The organism is Leuconostoc sp. XM4 (assembly GCF_055698815.1).
On sequence record NZ_CP134507.1, the window covers coordinates 538,288 to 560,744 of the forward strand.

General features: G+C 37.5%; 23 protein-coding genes and 1 other annotated feature. Of the genes, 22 read left to right on the top strand and 1 reads right to left on the bottom strand.

Annotated elements, in window-relative coordinates:
• The first annotated feature begins 49 nt into the window (after positions 1-49).
• The 22 genes from RHP64_RS02820 (at position 50) to phoU (ending at position 20,928) form a co-directional block, all read left to right on the top strand.
• Entirely contained in the window at positions 50-223 is a 174-nt protein-coding gene (locus RHP64_RS02820; RefSeq protein WP_004164495.1) for a hypothetical protein, read from the top strand.
• 96 nt (positions 224-319) lie between these two features.
• A complete protein-coding gene (locus tag RHP64_RS02825; RefSeq protein WP_004164494.1) occupies positions 320-1,327 on the top strand; it encodes a rod shape-determining protein in 1,008 nt (335 codons plus the stop codon).
• Positions 1,328-1,488: 161 nt separating this feature from the next.
• Positions 1,489-2,346, top strand: a complete 858-nt coding sequence (gene mreC / locus RHP64_RS02830; RefSeq protein WP_011679397.1) for a rod shape-determining protein MreC — start codon at positions 1,489-1,491, stop codon at positions 2,344-2,346.
• Positions 2,346-2,873, top strand: coding sequence for a rod shape-determining protein MreD (mreD, locus tag RHP64_RS02835; protein WP_004164492.1), 528 nt, complete (start codon positions 2,346-2,348; stop codon positions 2,871-2,873). Before mreC ends, mreD begins: the two co-directional genes overlap by 1 nt.
• Positions 2,874-2,908: 35 nt before the next feature.
• Positions 2,909-3,134 (top strand) — a binding site (T-box leader).
• A gap of 224 nt (positions 3,135-3,358) precedes the next feature.
• Complete coding sequence (locus RHP64_RS02840) at positions 3,359-4,000, top strand: amino acid ABC transporter permease (RefSeq protein ID WP_011679399.1); 642 nt, start codon at positions 3,359-3,361, stop codon at positions 3,998-4,000.
• A gap of 4 nt (positions 4,001-4,004) precedes the next feature.
• On the top strand, positions 4,005-4,643 hold the full coding sequence (locus tag RHP64_RS02845; protein ID WP_061514794.1) for an amino acid ABC transporter ATP-binding protein: 639 nt from the start codon (positions 4,005-4,007) through the stop codon (positions 4,641-4,643).
• The gene (locus tag RHP64_RS02850) at positions 4,643-5,497 is read left to right on the top strand and encodes an amino acid ABC transporter substrate-binding protein (RefSeq protein ID WP_025267869.1); all 855 of its coding nucleotides are present in this window, start codon (positions 4,643-4,645) and stop codon (positions 5,495-5,497) included. The genes RHP64_RS02845 and RHP64_RS02850 overlap by 1 nt, the downstream gene beginning before the upstream one ends.
• A gap of 82 nt (positions 5,498-5,579) precedes the next feature.
• Positions 5,580-7,034 (top strand): cardiolipin synthase, encoded by a 1,455-nt coding sequence (gene cls, locus RHP64_RS02855; protein WP_014324422.1) that lies wholly within the window; start codon positions 5,580-5,582, stop codon positions 7,032-7,034.
• Complete coding sequence (gene yfmF, locus RHP64_RS02860) at positions 7,031-8,296, top strand: EF-P 5-aminopentanol modification-associated protein YfmF (RefSeq protein WP_011679402.1); 1,266 nt, start codon at positions 7,031-7,033, stop codon at positions 8,294-8,296. Before cls ends, yfmF begins: the two co-directional genes overlap by 4 nt.
• A 1-nt stretch (position 8,297) precedes the next feature.
• Positions 8,298-9,569: an EF-P 5-aminopentanol modification-associated protein YfmH gene (gene yfmH, locus RHP64_RS02865; RefSeq protein WP_014324423.1), complete on the top strand. Its 1,272-nt coding sequence runs from the start codon at positions 8,298-8,300 to the stop codon at positions 9,567-9,569.
• A 14-nt stretch (positions 9,570-9,583) separates the two neighbouring features.
• Complete coding sequence (locus RHP64_RS02870; protein WP_462785060.1) at positions 9,584-10,459, top strand: helix-turn-helix domain-containing protein; 876 nt, start codon at positions 9,584-9,586, stop codon at positions 10,457-10,459.
• A gap of 10 nt (positions 10,460-10,469) precedes the next feature.
• Positions 10,470-11,051: a CDP-diacylglycerol--glycerol-3-phosphate 3-phosphatidyltransferase gene (gene pgsA, locus RHP64_RS02875; protein WP_010285285.1), complete on the top strand. Its 582-nt coding sequence runs from the start codon at positions 10,470-10,472 to the stop codon at positions 11,049-11,051.
• A 139-nt stretch (positions 11,052-11,190) separates the two neighbouring features.
• On the top strand, positions 11,191-12,348 hold the full coding sequence (recA, locus tag RHP64_RS02880; protein WP_011679405.1) for a recombinase RecA: 1,158 nt from the start codon (positions 11,191-11,193) through the stop codon (positions 12,346-12,348).
• A gap of 82 nt (positions 12,349-12,430) precedes the next feature.
• Complete coding sequence (locus tag RHP64_RS02885) at positions 12,431-13,123, top strand: response regulator transcription factor (RefSeq protein WP_011679406.1); 693 nt, start codon at positions 12,431-12,433, stop codon at positions 13,121-13,123.
• Positions 13,124-13,362: 239 nt separating this feature from the next.
• Positions 13,363-14,271 carry a phosphate ABC transporter substrate-binding protein gene (locus tag RHP64_RS02890; RefSeq protein ID WP_025267870.1) on the top strand — a complete coding sequence of 303 codons (909 nt, stop codon included), beginning with the start codon at positions 13,363-13,365 and terminating at the stop codon, positions 14,269-14,271.
• An 83-nt stretch (positions 14,272-14,354) separates the two neighbouring features.
• On the top strand, positions 14,355-15,695 hold the full coding sequence (locus tag RHP64_RS02895) for a sensor histidine kinase (RefSeq protein WP_025267871.1): 1,341 nt from the start codon (positions 14,355-14,357) through the stop codon (positions 15,693-15,695).
• A gap of 141 nt (positions 15,696-15,836) precedes the next feature.
• Complete coding sequence (locus tag RHP64_RS02900; RefSeq protein ID WP_014324427.1) at positions 15,837-16,718, top strand: phosphate ABC transporter substrate-binding protein PstS family protein; 882 nt, start codon at positions 15,837-15,839, stop codon at positions 16,716-16,718.
• A 52-nt stretch (positions 16,719-16,770) separates the two neighbouring features.
• Positions 16,771-17,694 carry a phosphate ABC transporter permease subunit PstC gene (gene pstC, locus RHP64_RS02905; RefSeq protein ID WP_011679411.1) on the top strand — a complete coding sequence of 308 codons (924 nt, stop codon included), beginning with the start codon at positions 16,771-16,773 and terminating at the stop codon, positions 17,692-17,694.
• A complete protein-coding gene (pstA, locus tag RHP64_RS02910) occupies positions 17,694-18,578 on the top strand; it encodes a phosphate ABC transporter permease PstA (protein ID WP_010291776.1) in 885 nt (294 codons plus the stop codon). Before pstC ends, pstA begins: the two co-directional genes overlap by 1 nt.
• Before the next feature lie 7 nt (positions 18,579-18,585).
• Complete coding sequence (gene pstB / locus RHP64_RS02915; protein WP_011679412.1) at positions 18,586-19,428, top strand: phosphate ABC transporter ATP-binding protein PstB; 843 nt, start codon at positions 18,586-18,588, stop codon at positions 19,426-19,428.
• Positions 19,425-20,195: a phosphate ABC transporter ATP-binding protein PstB gene (pstB, locus tag RHP64_RS02920; RefSeq protein WP_011679413.1), complete on the top strand. Its 771-nt coding sequence runs from the start codon at positions 19,425-19,427 to the stop codon at positions 20,193-20,195. Before pstB (RHP64_RS02915) ends, pstB (RHP64_RS02920) begins: the two co-directional genes overlap by 4 nt.
• Before the next feature lie 58 nt (positions 20,196-20,253).
• Positions 20,254-20,928, top strand: coding sequence for a phosphate signaling complex protein PhoU (gene phoU / locus RHP64_RS02925; RefSeq protein WP_004164468.1), 675 nt, complete (start codon positions 20,254-20,256; stop codon positions 20,926-20,928).
• 87 nt (positions 20,929-21,015) lie between these two features.
• Here phoU and RHP64_RS02930 read toward each other — a convergent pair whose 3' ends face one another.
• Positions 21,016-22,116, bottom strand: coding sequence for an SLC13 family permease (locus RHP64_RS02930; protein ID WP_025267872.1), 1,101 nt, complete (start codon positions 22,114-22,116; stop codon positions 21,016-21,018).
• Between the last annotated feature and the right edge of the window lie 341 nt (positions 22,117-22,457).

The following is a 22,457-nucleotide window of genomic DNA, read 5'->3' on the forward strand; positions in this document are numbered from 1 at the left end:
AAAGTAGAGTGCTAATTTTAAAAATGTTATACTGTCTATGAGGTGAATTATGGATTATACACAAGCATTAAATGATTTGCGTGATGGGAAAATAGACGAAATTGAAGTGACACCAGCAGTATTTCCGGAATTTCAAAAGGCATGGGCAAATTTCGCATATCAGAATACTATTCGTGGTATTGCTCACGCTCACGGTAAAGTTACATATGTTCGCTCAAATTGATGTGCGAATTAAACCAGTTTTATGCTACAATATTATAAGTTAAGTAAAATTTAAATGTGTTGCAATTGCAGTCGTAACACGATAAGGGGCAGTACAGTGGCATTTTCATTTGGACAAAAAAATGTTGGTATCGATCTGGGTACCGCTAACACATATGTATATATCGAAGGTCGTGGCATCATATTGCGTGAACCATCAGTAGTTGCGCGTAATACACAAACCAATGAAGTCGTTGCTGTAGGTTCTGAAGCTAAAGACATGTTAGGCCGAACACCTGCAAGTATCGCTGCTATTCGTCCGATGCGTGACGGTGTTATTGCCGATTATGATACAACCGTTGCAATGATTCGTTACTATTTGCAAAAAGCACTTGGCGGACGTATTGGCAAACCTTATGTAACGATTGGCGTACCTTCAGGTGTAACAGCTGTTGAAAGACGTGCTGTTATTGATGCTGCTCGTGTTGCTGGCGCGCGTGACGCTTATGTTATAGAGGAGCCTTTTGCCGCAGCGGTTGGTGCTGGGTTACCAGTTATGGATCCTACTGGATCAATGGTTGTTGACATGGGCGGCGGAACGACTGATGTTGCGACAATTTCATTAGGTGGAATTGTTTCAAGCCGTTCAATCCGTATAGCCGGAGACAAGCTGGACGAAGCAATTGCTAATTTTGTTCGTAACAAATATAATGTTACCATTGGTGAGCCGACAGCTGAAAGACTCAAAATCGAAATTGGTGCTGCATCACTAGCTTTAGCACGTACCTTACCAAATGCTACAGTCAGAGGTCGTGACTTATTGACTGGTTTGCCTAAGACAATTGATGTTACCGCTGAAGATGTAGCCACATCAATTCAAGAACCAGTGCAAGAAATCGTGGCAGCTATTCGTGAGACGTTGGAATCGACTCAACCGGAGTTAGCTGCAGATGTTATTGATCACGGTATGATTTTGACCGGTGGTGGAGCATTATTGCGCGACATTGAAAAAATTATTCAGGATGCAACTAAGGTACCAGTTTTAATAGCTAACGAGCCATTAGATGCAGTTGCTATTGGTACTGGTGAGGCGTTGAAATCTATTGATGTCATGCGACAAAAGTAATGGTAGTTTAAAATAGCGTGGCGCTTGCGCTACGCTATTATTTATTTTCAAGAATTAATGTCAAATAAAAGTTTCTAAGTAAAACAAGGTAGCATACCATTGAAAGTAGATGAAACTGTCAACTGTTTTTAGAAGTGGTAACTGGCTTTTTGGGGAAATACATGAAAAAAATATTTTCATCACGCACGTTGGTATCAATAATTGTTGCGTTTATAGTAATTGTAAGTTTAATTGCAGGATCAAATTGGTGGGCCAAGAGAACGAATACGCCACCTTTTTTACAGCGTTTTGGGAATGATTTAGCGGGTGGCGTTAGTCGTATTATTGCTGTTCCAACGACTGCCGTTGGGCGTACAGCAAATAGTATTAGTAACCTGTTAGATACATTTGAAGAAAACAAGCGGTTGAAATCTAAGATTGATGAATTTGCTCAAGACAAGGTTCACCTACAAACAGTTGAAGAAGAGAACAAATCTCTGAAGCAACAATTAAAACTAAAAGCCACATTGACAGACTATAAAACAGTTTCGGCTGTGACCATTAGTCGTTCACCGACAACATGGCAGTCACAATTAGTTATTGATGAAGGATCCAATTCAGGTTTGAAAAAAGGGATGCCAGTGCTTGCAGGTGCCGGAATTATTGGCCGTATTAGTGAAGTAAACACAACTAATTCAAAAGTGGCTTTGATTTCTGATACTAGTTCCGATGCCAATAGATTTGCGATTAAAATTAAGGGTGATGATGGCGATGTTAACGGCATTGTAACAAGTTTTAACCGTGAGAAAAATCAACTGATTATGGGGCAAGTTACGTCAAATAATAAAATTAGTAAAGGTGATTTAGTTGAAACTTCTGGCCTCGGTGGTGTTATTCCAGCAGGATTGTACGTTGGTAAGGTTGCTAGTGTCACGACGGATGATTATGGTTTATCCAAGAAAATATACATTGAACCTGCGGCTGATCTAGGTAATATCACCACAGTTATGGTTGCAATTTCACAGATAGGAGCAAATTAATGGCATTTTGGCAATTGACGAGATTGCGTGTAATTTATCCTGTGTTATTATTTTTGATACTGTTTGTTGATGGAACATTCATGTCTAGTATGGGGGGGTTATTTACACAATTTCCTTGGCACATTTTACCCACTTTGACACTTGGTTGGCTCTTTTTGGGTGTCCAATTTGATGTTGAAAACGAGTTACCTTTATGGTTTTATGTTGTGGTCATTGGTATATTGTTTGATATGTACTACACTGGTATTTTTGGTACATATACTTTTGCATTTATTGCCGCGGTAGCTGTGATGAAGCAACTGCACAAAGTGCTAGATGAGCGTCTAGTAAGTGGCTTGCTTTTATATTTAGCTGGCTTGCTTATTTACCTACTAATTTCTTATGTTAGTGGATTTGTTACTGGAATTGCTAATGTTAGTATATTATCGTTTTTATTGTACGAGGTATTGCCAACAGTAATTTTAAATCTAGTTTTTGCGGCTGTGTCATATTATCCCGTATGGTCTTTATTTCAGTTTCTGCGTTGACAAGTTATCTTTTTATAGTATAATTATGACCATATAGTAAAACGTTGAGTAGAAGAGTAGTTCATTTTAAATTTAGAAGAGAATTTGCGGTTGCTGTGAGCAAATAGTTAAATTGAACGAAACACATCTATGAGTATAAAGCTGAACAAAGTAAGCTTTGTCGGAAGTGTCCGTTATCACATAACAGTCTTTGACTTATTGAGATGCTACTAGTGATAGTAGCATAACAAAGAGGTGGAACCGCGATGAAACGCCCTCTAAATACATTTCTTGTATTTGGGGCGTTTTTAATTGGTTAGAAGACTGGTGGAGAGCTTTTGTGTGAGCAAAAGTTGAATTCGAGGTGGAACCACGCTTTTGCGTCCTCTTACAGTAGAAATACTGTAAGAGGATTTTTTCGTTTTATAAATACATTATAAATGTGATTGTTCTTTCTCGTGAAAATATATGAGTTATAAGTGCAATTCAACAAAGGAGTTTCAATTATGAGTTATCTAACTACAATTCTTCCCAGTTTATTGGCTGGACTAAAAACGACGCTAGGGGTGTTCTTCCTAACAATCATTGGATCTGTACCATTGGGAATTTTAGTATCCTTAGGGATGAAATCACCTTACTTTACAATACGTTGGTTGATTAACGGTTATATCTGGATTATGCGTGGTACGCCGTTACTTTTACAATTGATTTTTATCTACTATGGTCTTGGAATGATGGGTATAGCATTTCCACGATTTGAAGCTGCTATCATAGCGTTTATTATCAATTATGCAGCCTATCTTGCTGAAATTTTCCGTGGTGGACTACAATCAGTCCCAAGAGGGCAATATGATGCTGCTAAAGTACTTGGCTTTAGTAAAATACAAACATTTTTTAAAATAATTTTGCCACAAGTAATCAAGATTGTCGTTCCTTCATTTGGTAATGAGGTGATTAACTTGGTCAAGGACACTTCTTTAGTTTATGTTATTGGCTTAGGTGACATCTTGCGAGCAGGGAATATTGCGGCTAGTCGTGACGTGACTTTGATGCCATATCTATTAGTTGGATTGATATATTTGATTATGACGGCGGTTGTCACATTATTATTGCGCCGTAGTGAAACAGTTTTGAATACATGGAGGTAATTTAATGTTAGAAATCAAAAACTTAACTAAAAAATACGATCAAAATGTGATCTTTAAATCCTTGAATTTAACAGTACATGATGGTGAAGTATTAAGCATTGTCGGCCCATCTGGTATTGGTAAAACAACCTTAATTAAAATTATGGCAGGATTAGAAACTGCAGACGATGGCGAAATTATTTTAAATGGTGAAAACATCGATATTACAAGTGAAAGCTCCGATACGAATATTGGCATGATTTTCCAAGATTTTAATCTATTCCCAAACTACACAGTCATTGACAATATCACGTTAGCACCTATTAATGTTAATAAACAGTCTTCATCGAAGGCCGTTGAACAAGGGCAGGAGCTTTTGGAATCCTTAGGCATGTTAGATAAAGCTAATTTGTTTCCCTATCAATTATCTGGTGGTCAAAAGCAGCGTGCAGCAATTGCACGTGCACTGGCCATGAACCCGAAAATTTTGGCATATGATGAACCTACAAGTGGATTGGATGAAGCATCGACACACCAAGTCGCTGATGTTGTTAAAACGCTTAAGAAACGTGGTGTAACACAAGTTATTATTACGCACGATCAGCCATTTGCTGAAATGGTTTCTGATCGCGTGTTTGATTTTGCAACGGAGGTAAAACGCTAATGCCAAGCATGAAAAAGAAGATTGTTGTTAATAGTATTGTTGGTATTTTATTTATCGCACTGGTCGTTATGGCAGCTCTCTCTTTATCTAATAATTCCCAAAAAAGCAAAAGTACAGAACAGACAGTAGTGAAAACAGATCAATGGTCACGAATAAAGAGGGAAAAGCAAATTACGATTGGTCTAGATGATACATTTGTTCCAATGGGATTTCGCGATAAATCGGGTAAATTAGTAGGATTTGATGTTGATTTGGCAACCGCTGTGTTCAAAAGTTTGGGTATCAAGGTAAAATGGCAACCCATTGATTGGTCAATGAAAGAAACAGAATTAAATACCAGAAACATTGATGCTATCTGGAACGGTTATACAATTACAGATGACCGGAAAAAGAAGGTTGCTTTTTCAACACCTTATCACAAGGCAACGCAAGTGCTTGTTACTTTAAAGAAAAGTAACGTTAATAAGTTTTCTGATATGCAAGATAAAGTATTAGGCGATCAAACAGCTTCAAGTGGTGATCAAACTTTTGCACAGTATCCTAAAGTTTTGAAACAATATGTTAAAGATCAAAAGGTTATTGGCTATGATACATTTGACAAAGCATTCAATGATTTGAATGCGAGTCGCATTGATGGGTTATTGATTGATGAAGACTATGCACGTTATTATGTTGCGCATCAGTCTAACCCAAATGATTACACAATCACAACAGGTGGTTTCCCAGTAAATGACAATGCAGTTGGCTTCCGCAAAGCAGATAAAAAATTACGACAAGCAGTAAATAAAGAATTAAAAACTTATAAAAAAGACGGTCGTTTACAAAAATATAGTACGAAATGGTTTGGTAATTGACACATACTTTAGCAGCACCGTAATGGTGCTGCTTTTATGTTAGAATGGTATTAATAGTTTTTGTTGCGCTGGGGAGGGCAGTATGCTTAGGACATCTTTTTGGATTGTTATATTAATAGCATTGGTTATCAATACAATTATTTCATTTATTGCTGTTTTTCGGCAAAAACGTGAAATTGCTACAATTTGGGCATGGATGCTTGTGCTTTTGTTGTTGCCTGTTGTAGGATTTGCCATCTTCTTTTTGGCTGGTAGTCGTATTTCTAGTAAAAAGATATTTCGCTTACGGACTCAAGAACAACGTGGTTTAGATCAGATTGCTTTAAATCAAAAAAAACAGTTACAAGATATTGAGAACTTACTTCCTATTCCATACAGTGCAACAGAATTGTTGAAATTATTTTTATCATCTGATCGCGCAGTTTTGACACGTGGTAATAAAATTACAATTTTTAGTGATGGACAAAAAAAGTTTGATAAATTATTCTCAGATATTAGGGCTGCAAAGGAACATATTCATTTAGAATATTTTTCTATTTTTGATGATAAAATAGGACATCAGCTAGTTGACCTATTAACTGAAAAAGCTAGTGAAGGTGTTGAAGTTCGCGTTATTTACGATCAGTTTGGTTCTCATGGACAACATCCTAAAATGTATAGACAATTACGTGCAGCTGGGGGTGTTGCTGTACCTTTCTTAATGCGACGCTTTCAGCTACTAACTTTGCGCTTCAACTTCAGAAATCACCGTAAAATTGCTATTATTGATGGTAAAATTGGATACATCGGTGGATTTAATGTCGGTGATCAATATATTGGTGAATCTAAAAAATTTGGTTATTGGCGTGATACTCATACTCGAATTATTGGGGATGCAGTATTATCACTGCAAAGTCGATTTTTAATGGATTGGAACGCCACCGCTGAAGGTAGAGAATTATTGACCCAGACGACAAAGTACTTTCCTGAAAACTTCTCGTTACCAGGGAAGTCTATGGTTCAAATTGTTTCCAGTGGTCCGGATGACGATATGAAGCAGATCAAACAAGGTTACATGAGAATGTTTTCTTCTGCCCGTGAGAGCATAAGTATTCAAACCCCTTATTTCATTCCGGATGGTCCTGTGTTAGAAACACTTGAAGTTGCTATTTTATCTGGGGTTAAGGTGAGATTAATGATACCTAATCAGCCTGACCATCCTTTAGTTTATCGGGCAACAGAATATTATGCTCAAGAATTAATTGATCTCGGCGCGACAGTTTACCGCTATGATGGTGGTTTTTTACATAGCAAGGTTGTGATCATTGATAACGAGGTAGCAACTGTCGGGTCAGCTAATATGGATATCCGTTCATTTTCTCTTAATTTTGAAGGCAACGCATTTATATATGATCCGGACTTTGCAGCTGATCTAGAAGATTTATTTGAGCAAGATGTATTAAAGTCCACAAAATTAACAATGGAATATTTTGAGAAACAGTCTGCCTGGATGAAGTTTAAGCAAAAGTTTAGTAGACTTTTCTCACCAATACTATGAAAAAAACAATAATTAATCATGGCGCGAATCTTGTGATTCTGCCAACTACACAATTTAAAACATTGCACATCGCCGTTGATTTTTCAACAGCAGTTGAGCCTGAGAACATTAGTGCACGTGCATTAGTGTCTTATTTGACTGCTGTTAGCTCGGCGCGTTATAAAACGCAACAACAAGTGGCGCAAAAAACAATTGATTTGTACGGTGCCCAATATCAAACTGATGTTTTCCGCATTGGTCAAACGCATCATGTTCGCTTTACTTTGCAAATACCAGCACCCACCTACATAGTGGGTGGAAAACAGCTTCTGACCGAAGCTTTTGATTTTTTACGCGAGATGATATTTAATCCTTTGACGGAGAATCATGCATTCAATGAACAAGTATTTGCCAATGAGCAGCAAAGCCTAATTAATGAACTTGCCAGCGTTAAAGATGATAAAAGTCGTTACGCGGTGGCTAAACTTCGTGAAATAACCTATGATAAATCTGGCATGCGTGTATCCGCTAGTGGTAATGAAGAGACTGTTGCTCATTTAAATCCATCTGGTGTTTATCAAGCTTATCAGAACATGATCAACGACGATGCTATGAATATCGTTGTGCTTGGTGATATTAATCAACAGCAAATTATTTCATTGTTAGAGAAGTGGCCGATTGTGCCACATCAAGCTAAGGAAGAAAAAGAGCCATTTTATAGGCAAGCCTCTCGATTACATCTTAGTGAATTAGTTGAGCATAAAACTTCGATTAATCAGGCTATGCTTACCATGGCTTATCAATTAAATGTTAAACCATTTGATGATCAGCGTTTTGCTGTTATGGTCATGAATTCGTTGTTGGGTGGTACGCCACTATCAAAATTATTTATGAATGTGCGCGAGAAGGAGTCACTAGCATATAGCATCTATTCTCGTTGGCAACATGATACTGGATTTTTAACTATTGCGGCTGGCTTGGATACTACAAAAGTGCGTCAGACTGACACGATGATACAAGAACAAATTAAAGCCGTTCAAGAGGGCGACTTTGACAATCAAACAGTTGATGCGATTAAGATGAGCTTAATTAGTGATTACTTAAGTCAACGTGACTCACCTGCAAGTCAAATGGAAGTTGCTTTTTCTCGATTACTCACAAGAAGAGAAACGAGTGAACAGGAATGGATTGATCGCGTTAAGTCTGTGACTGCTGACGATATTCAAAATGCTGCTCAAAAGATATCGCTTCAAAGTCGTTATATATTATTGCCTGAGGTCTAATATGAAAACAAAACATTATCTAAAGCTAAAAGAAGATGTGATTACAGAAACGTTAGATAATGGTCTGTCAATAGTGATGGTTCCGAAGTCTAATTACCATAAAACTTTTGCTGTGTTAACAACGGCTTATGGTGCGTTAGAGCAAAAATTTGCTATCGATGATGCACAACCAATTCAGATTCCTGCTGGCACAGCACATTTTCTGGAGCACAAACTATTTGAAAAAGAAAATGAAGATGCATTCGCAAGATTTGGTGAATTGGGGGCTGATGCTAATGCATTTACCAATGCTTATCAAACAAGTTATCTGTTTTCAACTACTCAAAACTTAATACCAGCCTTAACACATTTATTAGATTTTGTTCAAACGCCTTATTTTTCAAAACAAACAGTAGAAAAAGAACAAGGAATTATTGGGCAAGAAATACAAATGTATGATGATGACCCTAATTGGGCACTCTATATGGGATTGTTAAATACATTATATCCCGACTCGTCAATTGCTAAAGATATCGCTGGAACCCGTGAAACGATTGCAACCATCACACCTGAACTACTATACGCTATTCATTCTGCATTTTATCAACCTACACAGCTGACACTACACATTGTGGGGCATTTTAATCCTGAAGAAATATTAGCAGTTGTTAAAGATAATCAATTCAAAAAAGATTTACGTCCTAAAAAGTTAACCCGTTTCCAGGAAAAAAATTTACCAGCAAAAGAACAACAATCAGAACGCTACTTTAATGTTTCGCGTCCTAAAGTTGCCTTTGGTATCCGACTTGATCAGAATCAGGTCGCTGGTATAGAAGCAACCAAACGTATTTTAATTGCTGATATTTTGGATGATTTATTGTTTGGCGAGCAAACAGATTGGTATCAGAATTTATATAGTCATGGTATTATTGATACAGAATTTGACACATCATTTGATATTATAAAACATTATCAGTATGTGAGTTTTTTTGCGGAAACGGACGATTATGACATTCTGACGCAAGAAATTCAAAATCAAATTGATGATTATCAAAATGTTTTAGAAAACCAACAAAATGCTTTTGAGTCACTACGAAGAGCTACAGTTGGCGAGGGGATCCAGAAATTGAATTCCTTAGAAAATATGGCTTTGCAAGGTGATGATGTCTTGTTTGGAACTAATCTTTTTGATAAGATAGAGTTGTTACAAGATTTAACATTTGATGACATTCTTGTAACAGCGGATAAAATATATCGAAATGCTACGTTGCAACGATTTGTGTTGCATAAGTAGTCTTGTGGGCTATTATGAATGAAACTTTAACAAATCAAATAGGCGAGCAACTTAAGGCTGCTCGCTTAGAAAAACAATTATCATTGGATGATATCCAAGAAATTACAAAAATCCAACGCCGGTATTTATCAGCTATTGAAGAAAACAATCTTAGCGTTTTACCTGGTGATTTTTACGTTCGTGCTTTTATTCGGCAATATGCATTAGCTGTTGGGTTACATCCCGATGAGTTATTAGGAGAAACAAAACCAATTTCTATGTCTCGAACTAGCGACTTGAGCCGGGCACACAGGGATAATGATGGTATTGTTCGTGCGGGGATAGATAATACCCCAACAGCAAGATCACGGTTGGCAAACTCTATGCCAACAATTGGTTTAGGGCTATTGATTCTTGTGGCTTTAATAGTTATTTGGTTTGTATTGACACACATAGGAACCAATTCTCAACAGACATCTAACGGCGGTAATATCTCTGTTTCTAGTTCTGAGGTTTCCAAATCCTCTAGTAAATCATCAGCATCGAAGTCATCTGCTTCTAGTTCCAGTGAGGAATCCTCGACACTTGATTTAGGTACACCAGAAACAAATACAAGTTTGCAGACGACAATCTATAATTTGTCTAATGAAAATACTAAAAAGCATACAGTTGTTATAACAGCAAAGAACACAGGTACTTCAGTTAAGGTCAATGATGCTAGTAGTAACATTTTACTAAATGAAACATTGGCTAGTGGCAGTAAAACAGTAGAAATTCCATCGGGAACAACGGCATTTAATCTACAATTTTCTAATGTTAATAATGCTTCAGTTACAGTTGATGGACAAAATGTCGAAGTAAGTGGTGCAACAACATCATTTTGGAATGTGCTTTTTAATCTCAATAAATAAAGGATGTATCATGAATTTACCCAATAAACTAACTGTTTTCAGAATTATTTTAATTCCAGTATTTATTTTATTGCTGACAGTACCATATGCTTGGTCTAATATCAGCTTTTTAGGAGCAACCATGCCCGTTAATTGGTTGATTGCCGCTGTTGTCTTTGCAATAGCCTCTGCAACTGACTTCTTGGACGGTCAGATAGCTCGTAGCCAGCATTTAGTTACCAATTTTGGAAAGTTTGCGGATCCTTTGGCTGACAAACTTTTGGTTATGACAGCGTTGATTTTCTTAACGAGCTTCAATGTTGTTCCAGCTTGGATGACTGCGGTTATCGTTATTCGAGAGTTAGCCGTTACAGGTTTACGTACACTAATTGTTGAAAACAATGGCAAGGTTTTGGCAGCACAGATGCCAGGAAAGATAAAAACATTTTCACAAATGTTTGCTATTTTCTTCTTATATATTCACAACGCGCCATTTTCCATTATTAATTTTCCTATTGGGGATGTCTTATTGTGGGTTGCTGTTATCTTTACAATTTATTCTGGTATCGATTATTTTTGGCAAAATAGAAATGTCTTTTCTGATGGTATGTAAGGAACTAAAAGCGCTTTTAGCGCTTTTTTCGTATAATCAAGAAGAAAGCAAACAGAAACGAACAAATGTTCGAAAAACACTTGCTTTTGACTCGCGAAAAAGGTACACTAATCAAGTAAGATAAAAGGAGTTAGCCGCAATGGTAGCAAAGAAAACGACTAAAAAAGACGATCAAGCAAAGAAAGATGGTCGTCGAGCCGCGCTAGATGAAGCGCTAAAGAAAATTGAAAAGAACTTTGGGAAAGGTTCAGTGATGACGTTAGGAGATAACGCGCTAACGCAGATCGAAACGATCCCTTCTGGTTCTGTTAAAATTGATGTTGCTTTGGGTGTTGGTGGCTATCCCAAGGGGCGTATTATTGAAGTATACGGTCCAGAATCATCAGGTAAAACAACCATCGCACTTCATGCAGTTGCTGAAGTTCAAAAGCAAGGCGGAACGGCTGCCTATATTGATGCTGAAAATGCTTTGGACGTTAAATATGCTGAAGCCCTCGGCGTTAAAAAAGACGAATTACTTTTGTCACAACCGGATACAGGCGAACAGGGATTAGAAATTGCTGATGCTTTGGTACAATCAGGTGCCGTAGATATGATTGTTGTTGACTCAGTTGCTGCATTAGTACCTCGTGCCGAAATCGAAGGTGAAATGGGTGATGCGCACGTTGGATTGCAAGCTCGTTTAATGAGTCAAGCACTACGTAAGTTAGCAGGAACCCTGAACCGAACGGGAACAATTGCTATTTTCATCAATCAAATTCGTGAAAAAGTCGGCGTAATGTTTGGAAACCCAGAAACTACACCCGGTGGTCGTGCACTAAAGTTTTATTCGACAGTACGTTTAGAAGTTAGACGTTCAACACAAATTAAAGACGGTACTGATGTCACTGGTAATTTGACAAAAGTTAAAATTGTTAAAAACAAGGTGGCTCCACCATTCAAAGTTGCTGAAGTTGATATTATGTATGGCCATGGTATTTCACAAACTGGTGAAATTCTTGATCTCGCTGTTGATCAAGATATTATCGACAAAGCAGGTGCATGGTATGCTTACGAAGGTGAACGAATTGGTCAAGGGCGTGAGAAAGCTAAAGACTATTTGGATGATCCTGAGCATGCCGCATTGCGACAAGAACTATATGTCAAGGTGCGTCAAGCATATGGTATTGATTCTAATGCGAATGGTACTGCCGTTTCAAATACGGAGGCTCAAGCAGAAAAATCTGATGAGCAAATTAATCTGCCGGATTTGGATACAACGACTGATGATTCTTTAACGGACGAACCAATTGTATAAATTACGTAAATATTGAGAAAAACGTTAGGTCGTTTTTCTTTTTTTTGTTACAATGCAAGTATAGAAACGCATGGAGATAGACATGACTAAGATACTTGTTGTTGATGATGAAACGGCAATTGCAACGCTGCTGCAATACAATTTGCAACAGAATGGTTACGAAGTAACAGTTGCATCGGATGGTTTATCCGCTTATCAAAAGGCAAAAGAGCAACAATTCAATGCAATATTGTTGGATCTAATGCTGCCAGAAATGGATGGCATGACCGTTTTAAAGCAGTTACGTCAAGATAAAGTTAGCACACCAATAATTTTGGTGACTGCAAAAGGGGATGAGTTTGATCGTGTGCTTGGCTTAGAATTAGGTGCAGATGATTATATCACTAAGCCTTTCAGCCCTCGAGAAGTTGTAGCAAGACTAAAAGCTGTATTACGTCGTTCACAAGTTAGTACAGATACCAACAAAACGGACGAAATGGTTATTTCTATACAAGATTTGCTCATCAATGATAGCAAAAAAACAGTTATGAAAGAAAATATTGTTTTGTCCTTAACGCCACGGGAATATGATTTATTATTATATTTTGCACAGCGATTGGGACGTGTAATTGATCGTGAAACAATTTTGACGGCTGTGTGGGGATATGAATATACTGGCGAAAGCCGTATGGTAGATATGCATATCAGTAACTTACGAGATAAGATTGAGTCAAATCCAAAGGCGCCTAAAATATTGAAAACAGTTCGCGGATTTGGATATACTATGACGAATTAGTGTTTTCATAAGACATATGTGGCGTTATTATAGTAAATGGCAAACTGTAGACATAGCGTCGAAGGTGAGCCATTTTTGTTTTGTAAATTTTTCTTTACACGCATTTACAAGAATGCGACCAAATTGTGGCGTGTTTCATAACATAACTCCCGTAATATATAAGTTGTAAACAAGGAGCGGCACCCAAGAGCCTCTACTACAACCTTGTTTCACTACATATTTCTAAGGGAGAAATCTTCATGAACAAAAAGATTGTAGGAATTATTGGTGGTATAGTGGTCATTGCGGCTGGAATAGCCTTGTATACTTCTGCTAATGATAAGTCCAGCGATAATAAAACAAGTACGACGTCATCTTCTAATGTTAGTGGAAAAGTGTTATCGTTAGGATCAACAGCATTACAGCCTTTAGCAGAGCAAGTTGCTAAGTCATTCCAAGAGAAAAATCCTAATGTAACAATTACAGTGCAAGGTGGTGGATCGGGTGCCGGGTTAAGTCAAGTATCTGATGGATCAGCACAAATTGGTAACTCAGATGTGTTTGCTGAAGAAAAAGATGGTATTGACGCCACTAAACTAGTGGATCATAAAGTAGCTGTGGTTGGTATTGCGCCAGTTGTGAATAGTGATGTGCAGATCACGAGTTTAACAAAAGAACAGTTGCGTAATATTTTTACTGGTAAGGTAACAAATTGGAAAGAAGTTGGTGGTAACGATGAAAAAATTGTCGTTATCAATCGTGCAACTGGGTCAGGAACACGGGCTGTTTTTGAAAAAAGTATCTTGGACGGTCAGGATGCTGTACAAGCGACCGAACAAGATTCCAATGGCACGGTGCAAAAGATTGTCAAAACAACACCAGGATCGATTTCGTACCTGGCATTTGCTTACCTCGACTCTGACGGTATTAAGGCACTGGACTTAAATAAAGTTCATCCTAATAAACAAAATGTTGAAGATAATTCATGGCCAATTTGGGCTTACGAACACATGTACACTAAGGGGAAGCCAACTGGGGCTACTAAGTCATTCTTAGAGTACTTCACGACCAAAGAGGTTCAAAAAAATATTGTACCTAAGCTAGGATACATTGGATTAACAGATATGAAAGTCACTCGCGATGCAAGTGGTAAAGTGACAGATAAATAAGTATATTTGATAAGGACAAGCAGAGTGCTTGTTTTTTTGTGCGTTACCGTTATGCAAATTCAAAACCATGATAGAATAAACTTATGAAGAAAAGAATTGGCAAAATAACCAGTATATATAGTCTAAATATTTTATTATTATTTATAGTAACTCGAGTGATACACGTGTCTCATAATCAGATCTACATATTAGTTATTATATTTTTTGTTGTAGCTAATTTTGAAGTATGGTTTTTAAATTTTTGGCAAAACAAAGAAACAGCAGAATTAACAATTATGAAGAATAGAATGATTGCTACTTCAGCTGGAGAAACACCACGGGGTGTTTTAGCAGAACCAACATCTCCATACTACGAATTATTAGAACAATTCAATGAATTACAAAGTTATGTTCGCCATTCGCAATATAGTGCCAATCGTGAAATAAATAATTATCAGACATTATTGGCCAGCTTACCAGTTGGGGTCATTAATGTTAGTCGTCATCATATGATAGATGTTTTCAATCAAACCGCTGCCGATATGCTTGGTGTAGAGATGCCAGAAGTACCAATTTTAGACAGTTTAGTGATTCGTCAGTTTACTTTGTCAGAAATCATTAATCATACCTTTAATACTAATCAAAGGCAGCATTCCATTTTGAACTTGATGATTGATGGCGAGGCGCGACAATATGATGTTAGCACATTATTTCATCAATCTGGATCAAATGCAGAAGTGATGGTTATGTTGTATGATTTGACAGAGGTATTGAAATTAGAGCGCATGCAAGCCGATTTTTTGGCAAATGCTTCGCATGAGTTTAAAACACCGTTGACTGCAATAACAGGATTTGTTGAGACGTTACAGGGTGACGCAGGGGCGGATGAAGAAACGAGAACCCAATTTTTGCAAATTGTGGCGGATGAGGCAAAACGTTTGTCAGCACTGGTTAATGACATATTGTCTTTGTCACGTATGCAACACAAAGTGGATGAAAAAATATCTAATTTGCAAATTTCAGCCATTGTTGAACAACAATTAGAAAAAATTGATACTAAAACGGTTACGGTACACAATGATATTGCACCGGACTTCAGTGTGTCAGGTATTGCTAGCGATGTGTCTACTATCGTCCAAAATTTATTAACTAATTCGGTTAAGTATAATAAAACAGACGGTGAAGTTTGGATATCAGCATATAAAGACACGCAACAATGGCAAATAAAAGTTAGTGATTCGGGTATTGGTATTCCGTTAAACCAGCAGTCTCGTATATTTGAGCGCTTCTATCGTGGTGACGAATCAAGACAACGTAAAATAGCAAGTGGTACTGGATTGGGGCTCGCTATTGTCAATGAGATTGTGAACCAACATAATGGGGAAATCAATATTAAATCACAGGTAGGTGTCGGTACGACAATCAGTGTTATTCTACCCTTGTAGAAACGCGTCAAAACATTAAAATTGATGTTTTTTTGTATGAAAACATCATGCTCTTTACACAATCTTTACATAAAAGCGTTTTGACATTTACATAAGTTTAAGATAATAAATATGTAGTAGTAAATCTTGGGAGGCATTAACATGTCGAAATCATATCGCGGTTCAATCGTATTCACGATTGTAGCCGTGGCAGTTGCTGCAGCGCTTGGAACAGCGTATGCAATGCGCGATAAAAGTGCGTCAAATACGTCGATCACTGCAGTTGGGTCAACGGCTTTACAACCGCTGGTTGAAGCTGCTGGCGAGGAATACGCTAAAGACAATCTTGGTACCTTCATCAACGTTCAAGGCGGTGGAACAGGTACAGGGTTAAGTCAGGTGTCGCAAGGCGCTGTTGACATTGGTAATTCTGATGTATTTGCTGAAGAAAAAGACGGTATTGATGCCAAAGAGTTAGTAGATCATCAAGTCGCAGTTGTCGGCATTGCGCCACTATTGAACAAACACAATGGTGTCAAAAATTTGACAACTAAACAACTCATTGCTGTTTTTACTGGAAAGGTAACGAATTGGAAAGAGGTTGGTGGTAATGATCAAAAAATTGTCATCATTAACCGTGCGGCCGGATCAGGGACACGAGCCACTTTTGAACAATGGGGATTGAATGGCGCACAAAGTACTGAGGCACAGGAACAAGATTCTTCAGGAATGGTTCGTTCAATTGTCAGCACGACACCAGGGGCTATCTCATATGCAGCCTTTGGTTATATTGATGACAGTGTGGTAGCGGCTAAAGTTAATGGTGTAAAACCTACTAAACAGAATGTCGTTTCTGGAAAATATGCTATTTGGTCATATGAACATGTTTACACCAAAGGAAAACCATCCGAACCTGTAGCTAAGTTTTTAAAGTATTTAACTTCCAAAAAGGTTCAATCAACACTTGTATCGAAACTAGGATACATATCAATTCATGACATGAAGATTAGTCGTGACGTAAATGGTCAAGTGACTAGAAAATAAACATATTTCTTGTTCGAAAATATCATATTTCGACATGCACCTTGGAGAAAAAATGGATAACATTACAAAAAAACTTATGCAGAGATCTGAATCCACGCATAAGGACACGTTTGGACGTGCTGTTAGTTTAACGGCATTAGCCTTGATTGGTATTGTGGTCGTGGCAATTTTCGCCTTTGTTCTGAGTCGCGGACTTTCAACATTCTTTAGAGATGGCGTTAATGTTAAAGACTTTCTATTTGGAACAACTTGGAATCCGTCTGTAACCAACCCGGCAACAAAGCAGCCTTATATTGGTGCATTACCAATGATCATTGGTTCATTTTTAGTAACCTTTTTAGCTGCGGTAGTTGCTACGCCATTTGCGATTGGAACATCTTTGTTTATGACTGAAATAGCGCAAAAACGCGGGGCAAAAATTATGCAACCAATTATTGAATTGCTGGTTGGTATTCCCTCAGTTGTCTATGGGTTCATTGGTTTAACTGTCGTCGTTCCTTTTATACGAAATATAACTGGTGGCTCTGGTTTTGGTATTTTATCTGGAACAATAGTTTTGTTTGTTATGATATTACCAACTATCACCTCGATGACCGTGGACACATTAAAATCAGTTCCGCGTTATTACCGAGAATCTGCTTTAGCAATTGGTGCTACACGTTGGCAAATGATTTATAAAGTTGTTTTGCGTTCAGCAACACCTGGTATTATGACAGCGATTGTGTTTGGCATGGCACGTGCATTTGGTGAAGCCCTAGCTGTTCAAATGGTTATTGGTAATGCTGCATTAATGCCTACAGGCTTAACTACTCCAGCATCTACCTTAACGTCTGTTTTGACCATGGGTATTGGAAACACGGTTATGGGCTCACTACAAAATGATGTTTTGTGGACTCTGGCAATGATTCTATTACTGATGTCATTGGTATTTAATTTGATTGTTCGTGCAATTGGACGTAGAGGAGCGATGAAATAATGAATGCAAAAACTGCTGATAAAATTGCAACAGGCGTTATTTACGCTATTTCTGGCATTGTCGCTTTAATTTTGTTTGCGATGCTAGCTTTTATTCTTGTACAAGGCGTACCACATTTATCATGGCACTTCTTAACTTCTCCAGCACGTGCATTTGAAGCAGGCGGTGGTATTGGAATACAACTTTTTAATTCTTTCTACTTGTTAATTTTAGCCATGTTGATTAGCTTTCCCATTGCGTTGGGTGCAGCAATTTATCTTAATGAATATGCGCAAAAAAATCATTTTACAGCAATTATACGTACAGCTATCGAAATATTAAGTTCTTTGCCTTCTGTTGTTGTTGGTTTGTTTGGATTCTTACTTTTTGTTGTACAATTTAAATTAGGTTTTTCTATTTTGTCTGGTGCAATTGCATTAACATTGTTTAATCTACCTCTTTTGACACGTTCAATCGAAACGAGTTTAGCACAAATTCCTGATTTACAGCGTGAAGCAGGTGCGGCACTTGGCTTGTCACGATGGGAAACGGTTTTGCATGTTATTTTGCCTGCAGCCGTTCCATCAATTGTGACGGGTGTTGTTCTATCGGCTGGACGAGTATTTGGTGAAGCTGCAGCCTTAATTTATACTGCAGGACAATCTGCTCCAGCTTTGAATTTTGCCGACTGGAATCCATTCAACATTTCGAGCCCTTTGAATCCAATGCGACCAGCAGAGACACTAGCTGTACATATTTGGAAAATTAATTCTGAAGGTATTATGCCTGATGTTAGTGCCGTGTCAGCAGGAGCTTCTGCTGTTTTGATTATTGTTGTGTTGCTATTCAACTTTAGCGCACGAAAATTAGGTATGAAGCTTTACAAGAAGTTAACGAGTGCGTGAGGCCATTATGATAAATTCAAATACAGATCTTAAACCAGCTAGTGAGTTCATTAGAGAAAATGCACCAGAGCGGTTTATTTATAAAATGGATACCGAAAAACATGAAATTGCTCTGTCCACACATGACTTGCAAGTGTTTTATGGTGATAATCTTGCCTTGAGCGAAGGCGACCTGCAGTTTGAGCGTTATAAAATTACGAGCTTGGTTGGCGCTTCAGGATCCGGGAAATCAACATTTTTACGTTCACTAAACCGTATGAATGATGGTGTTGCTACCGTTAATGGGAACATTATGTATCGCGGTTTGGACATTAATACCAAGAAAATTGATGTTTATGAAATGCGTCGACATATCGGCATGGTATTTCAACGTCCCAATCCTTTTGCCAAGTCAATTTATGACAATATAACTTTTGCACTAACTAGCCGAGGTAATTACACTAAGCAGCAACTAGATGAAGTAGTTGAAACCAGCTTGAAACAAGCTGCTTTATGGGATCAAGTTAAGGATGAACTAAATAAATCCGCATTAGCATTATCCGGTGGTCAAGCACAGCGATTGGTGATCGCTCGTGCGTTGGCATTGAAGCCTGATATTTTGTTGTTAGATGAGCCTTCGAGTGCGCTAGATCCTATATCATCCGCTCAGGTTGAAGACACGCTACTTAAATTAAAAGATCAATATACAATTATTATTGTTACTCACAACATGCAACAGGCAGCCCGAATTAGTGACTATACAGCATTCTTTCATATGGGCAAGGTCATTGAATACGATCTAACACGAAAAATATTTACGCGACCAAAAGTAGCACTTACAAACGATTACATATCAGGTAACTTTGGATGACAGATAATAAAGAAAAAACAATTTTATCAACCCGCGATGTACATCTGTGGTACGGTAAAAAAGAGGCGTTGCATGGTATTGACTTAGATTTTCCAGAGAAGGGCATTACTGCGTTAATCGGCCCTTCGGGATCAGGAAAGTCAACATACTTACGTGCAATTAATCGTATGCATGATTTAGAAGATAATGTGACGGTGACAGGGTCTTTCAAATTCAAAGATACGGATATTTATGCACCCACAACCGATACGGTTGACCTACGCAAACGTATTGGTATGGTCTTTCAACAGCCTAATCCATTTCCGTTTTCAACTTATGAAAATGTGGCATTTGGCTTGCGACTTGCTGGGGTCAAAGATAAAGCTGTTTTAGATGAAGCGGTAGAAAAAGCTTTGAAGCAATCTTCTGTTTGGGATGAAGTGAAAGATAATTTGCACAAGTCAGCTCTTGGATTATCCGGTGGTCAACAGCAACGTGTCTCCATTGCACGTGTTTTGGCTACATCCCCAGAACTTTTATTGTTAGACGAACCTACATCTGCGTTAGATCCAGTGTCTAGTCACAACATTGAAGAAACTTTGTTAAAATTGCGCGACGATTATGCAATGATTATTGTGACACATTCGATGTCACAAGCATCACGAATTTCTGATCGTACTGCATTTTTCTTGAGTGGTGACTTAATTGAAGTTGATGAGACAAAGCATATCTTCTTGGATCCAGCAAAAAAAGAAACACAAGATTACGTTTCAGGTCGTTTTGGCTAATTTACACAATTTGGATACAGAACAGTTATAATATAATAAAGTTAAAGGAGGTTTCACTATGCGTCGATTATTTGATGAAGAATTAGCAGATTTAGATAGCTCATTTACAGAAATGGGTATGCTGGTTTCACAAACTATTCAAAAAGCTGTGCAATCATTCGTGGACCACGATCGTGAAGGGGCTCGTAAGATCCTAGAAAATGACCACCAAATTAATGAGCGCGAGGCAGCTATTGAAAAGAAAACTTTCGAAATGATAGCTTTGTATCAGCCAGTAACCACTGATTTACGTGAAATTGTTACTATCTTAAAGGCTGTATCAGTGCTTGAACGTATGGGAGACCAAGCACGTAATATTGCAAATTCAACAATACGTGTTAAAGGCACGAAGCACATTGCTAGTGTTGAACAAGAACTGGGCGAAATGGGCGAGATGGTTGCTACTATGGTTTCAGAGGTCATGGATTACTATGTGAAAAATGATGCTCTTGGTGCTGAAGCGATTGCTGATAAAAACAGTGTGCTTACGCAAAGTGCTGCTAAAGTTCGAACAGATTCTGTTAATGGTATGAAAGAGGACGCCGAATTGGTAGACTCAGCAGCAGATTACTTAGTAATTGCAGGATACTTGAAGCGAATTGGTGATTACACGACAGATATTGCTGAGTGGATCGTGTACAAGAGAACAGGAAAAATTATTGAATTAAATCCTGGCTATAATTTCTTTATATAAAATTTGTTTAGTTAAAAGGCACGACAACTATGTCATGCCTTTTAATTTGCTATTAATTTGAGAAAAAAATAAAGTTTTGAATCATAGTTATAGCAAAACGATTCCCACCACAATGAATAGGACTAGAAAAATCATATTGACTAGGGTAAAGGTTTTGAAGAATTGAAAGTTTGAACGATTTTGCGAATAGCCAGCGTATTGCCTTAAGGCCAGTAAGTTAGCTAAGGAGGCAATAATAGTGCCTAGACCACCAACGCTGACACCTAAAAATAATGCATAGACATGGTTTGTGAATTTGGATAATAATACAGCAGCAGGGACATTACTAATCAATTGACTTGTGACGATAGCCGATATAAAAGTTGATAAAGCATTATTTGTATGGTTAGTGATCAGCCCGCTAACAAAGTTAATACGACTAATCGCGCCAACAATTATGAAAAAATTAATGAACGTCAGTATGACTGCATAATCAACGCGCTTAAATATTTTTTTACTAAGCGTCAACCCACTTAGGAGGCTAATAAGCAGAGATATTATTACAGGAATGACTGATAGTATACCCAATAACACCACTATACTTGCTAGTAGTAGCCACACTGTTTTTGTTCGGTTTATGGATATTATATTTGAACTTTGTTTTTCAATCTGTTTATTTTTAATAAACAAAACAGAGAAAAGCAAAGTGATCAGTGAGATTAAACCAAAAGGAATGCTCATTCCTAAAAAATCAATGACACTTAACTTATAAAAAGAAACAATATATATGTTTTGTGGATTACCAAAAGGTGTGAATGAACTGCCAAGGTTAGCGTAGATGGTTAACAAGCTAATAGCGAATATTTTAGGAAATGGGATGCGTTTACTAATATTAAAGAAAATGGGGATAAGCGTCAGAATAGCTACATCGTTTGTAAATAACATCGAACCAAAGAACGAACAGAGTAAAAGGACTAGAAAAACTAAGCGTGTAGAATGGCACTTTGAAACGATGTAATTGGCAATAAATTTTAAAATTCCTAAATCTTGATAGATGGCAATAATAATTAACAAGGATGATAAGGAAATAATGGTTTTAAAGTCGATGTCTGTTGATTTCACCTGACCAAAGCATAAAGATAAGATGGACAATATGAGCGTTATGAAAAATGTTTTATCAGTTAAAATGCGTTTCAATGTGTTAATCATAGATTATTGTGCCCCGATGTAACAAGGAAATAAGTTAGTCGTTTCATAAGGAGTTCTCCGTATGCTTTCAAGTGATGTCGTTATTTCATGCCACTGCTAGTTTTACGTCATCACAATGTGATAGTCAAAAAGTGGATTGATAGCACGACTAATTACAATAGTACCAAATCTGCAAGAGCATAAACACAGTTAGGCTAAATTTAATTAAATACTAAGTATCACAGATGATTATTAGATAACAAAGTAAGTAAGTATTTTGGATAGTTACTTTCAAGTACATTTGACAAACTATCTAGGATATTTGTTATAATGGAATTATTGAAAGCTTACCATATCAATAT

Excerpts from the sequence above, each read along its gene's own strand:
- RHP64_RS02845 (WP_061514794.1), top strand. The coding sequence starts at position 4,005 with ATGTTAGAAATCAAAAACTTAACTAAAAAATACGATCAAAATGTGATC.
- RHP64_RS02895 (WP_025267871.1), top strand. The coding sequence starts at position 14,355 with ATGAAGAAAAGAATTGGCAAAATAACCAGTATATATAGTCTAAATATT.
- RHP64_RS02840 (WP_011679399.1), top strand. The coding sequence starts at position 3,359 with ATGAGTTATCTAACTACAATTCTTCCCAGTTTATTGGCTGGACTAAAA.
- recA (WP_011679405.1), top strand. The coding sequence starts at position 11,191 with ATGGTAGCAAAGAAAACGACTAAAAAAGACGATCAAGCAAAGAAAGAT.
- RHP64_RS02890 (WP_025267870.1), top strand. The coding sequence starts at position 13,363 with ATGAACAAAAAGATTGTAGGAATTATTGGTGGTATAGTGGTCATTGCG.
- RHP64_RS02900 (WP_014324427.1), top strand. The coding sequence starts at position 15,837 with ATGTCGAAATCATATCGCGGTTCAATCGTATTCACGATTGTAGCCGTG.
- pstC (WP_011679411.1), top strand. The coding sequence starts at position 16,771 with ATGGATAACATTACAAAAAAACTTATGCAGAGATCTGAATCCACGCAT.
- pstB (WP_011679413.1), top strand. The coding sequence starts at position 19,425 with ATGACAGATAATAAAGAAAAAACAATTTTATCAACCCGCGATGTACAT.
- cls (WP_014324422.1), top strand. The coding sequence starts at position 5,580 with ATGCTTAGGACATCTTTTTGGATTGTTATATTAATAGCATTGGTTATC.
- phoU (WP_004164468.1), top strand. The coding sequence starts at position 20,254 with ATGCGTCGATTATTTGATGAAGAATTAGCAGATTTAGATAGCTCATTT.
- RHP64_RS02930 (WP_025267872.1), bottom strand. The coding sequence starts at position 22,116 with ATGATTAACACATTGAAACGCATTTTAACTGATAAAACATTTTTCATA.
- RHP64_RS02820 (WP_004164495.1), top strand. The coding sequence starts at position 50 with ATGGATTATACACAAGCATTAAATGATTTGCGTGATGGGAAAATAGAC.
- pstB (WP_011679412.1), top strand. The coding sequence starts at position 18,586 with ATGATAAATTCAAATACAGATCTTAAACCAGCTAGTGAGTTCATTAGA.
- pgsA (WP_010285285.1), top strand. The coding sequence starts at position 10,470 with ATGAATTTACCCAATAAACTAACTGTTTTCAGAATTATTTTAATTCCA.
- RHP64_RS02885 (WP_011679406.1), top strand. The coding sequence starts at position 12,431 with ATGACTAAGATACTTGTTGTTGATGATGAAACGGCAATTGCAACGCTG.
- mreC (WP_011679397.1), top strand. The coding sequence starts at position 1,489 with ATGAAAAAAATATTTTCATCACGCACGTTGGTATCAATAATTGTTGCG.
- mreD (WP_004164492.1), top strand. The coding sequence starts at position 2,346 with ATGGCATTTTGGCAATTGACGAGATTGCGTGTAATTTATCCTGTGTTA.
- yfmF (WP_011679402.1), top strand. The coding sequence starts at position 7,031 with ATGAAAAAAACAATAATTAATCATGGCGCGAATCTTGTGATTCTGCCA.
- yfmH (WP_014324423.1), top strand. The coding sequence starts at position 8,298 with ATGAAAACAAAACATTATCTAAAGCTAAAAGAAGATGTGATTACAGAA.
- RHP64_RS02850 (WP_025267869.1), top strand. The coding sequence starts at position 4,643 with ATGCCAAGCATGAAAAAGAAGATTGTTGTTAATAGTATTGTTGGTATT.
- RHP64_RS02870 (WP_462785060.1), top strand. The coding sequence starts at position 9,584 with ATGAATGAAACTTTAACAAATCAAATAGGCGAGCAACTTAAGGCTGCT.
- pstA (WP_010291776.1), top strand. The coding sequence starts at position 17,694 with ATGAATGCAAAAACTGCTGATAAAATTGCAACAGGCGTTATTTACGCT.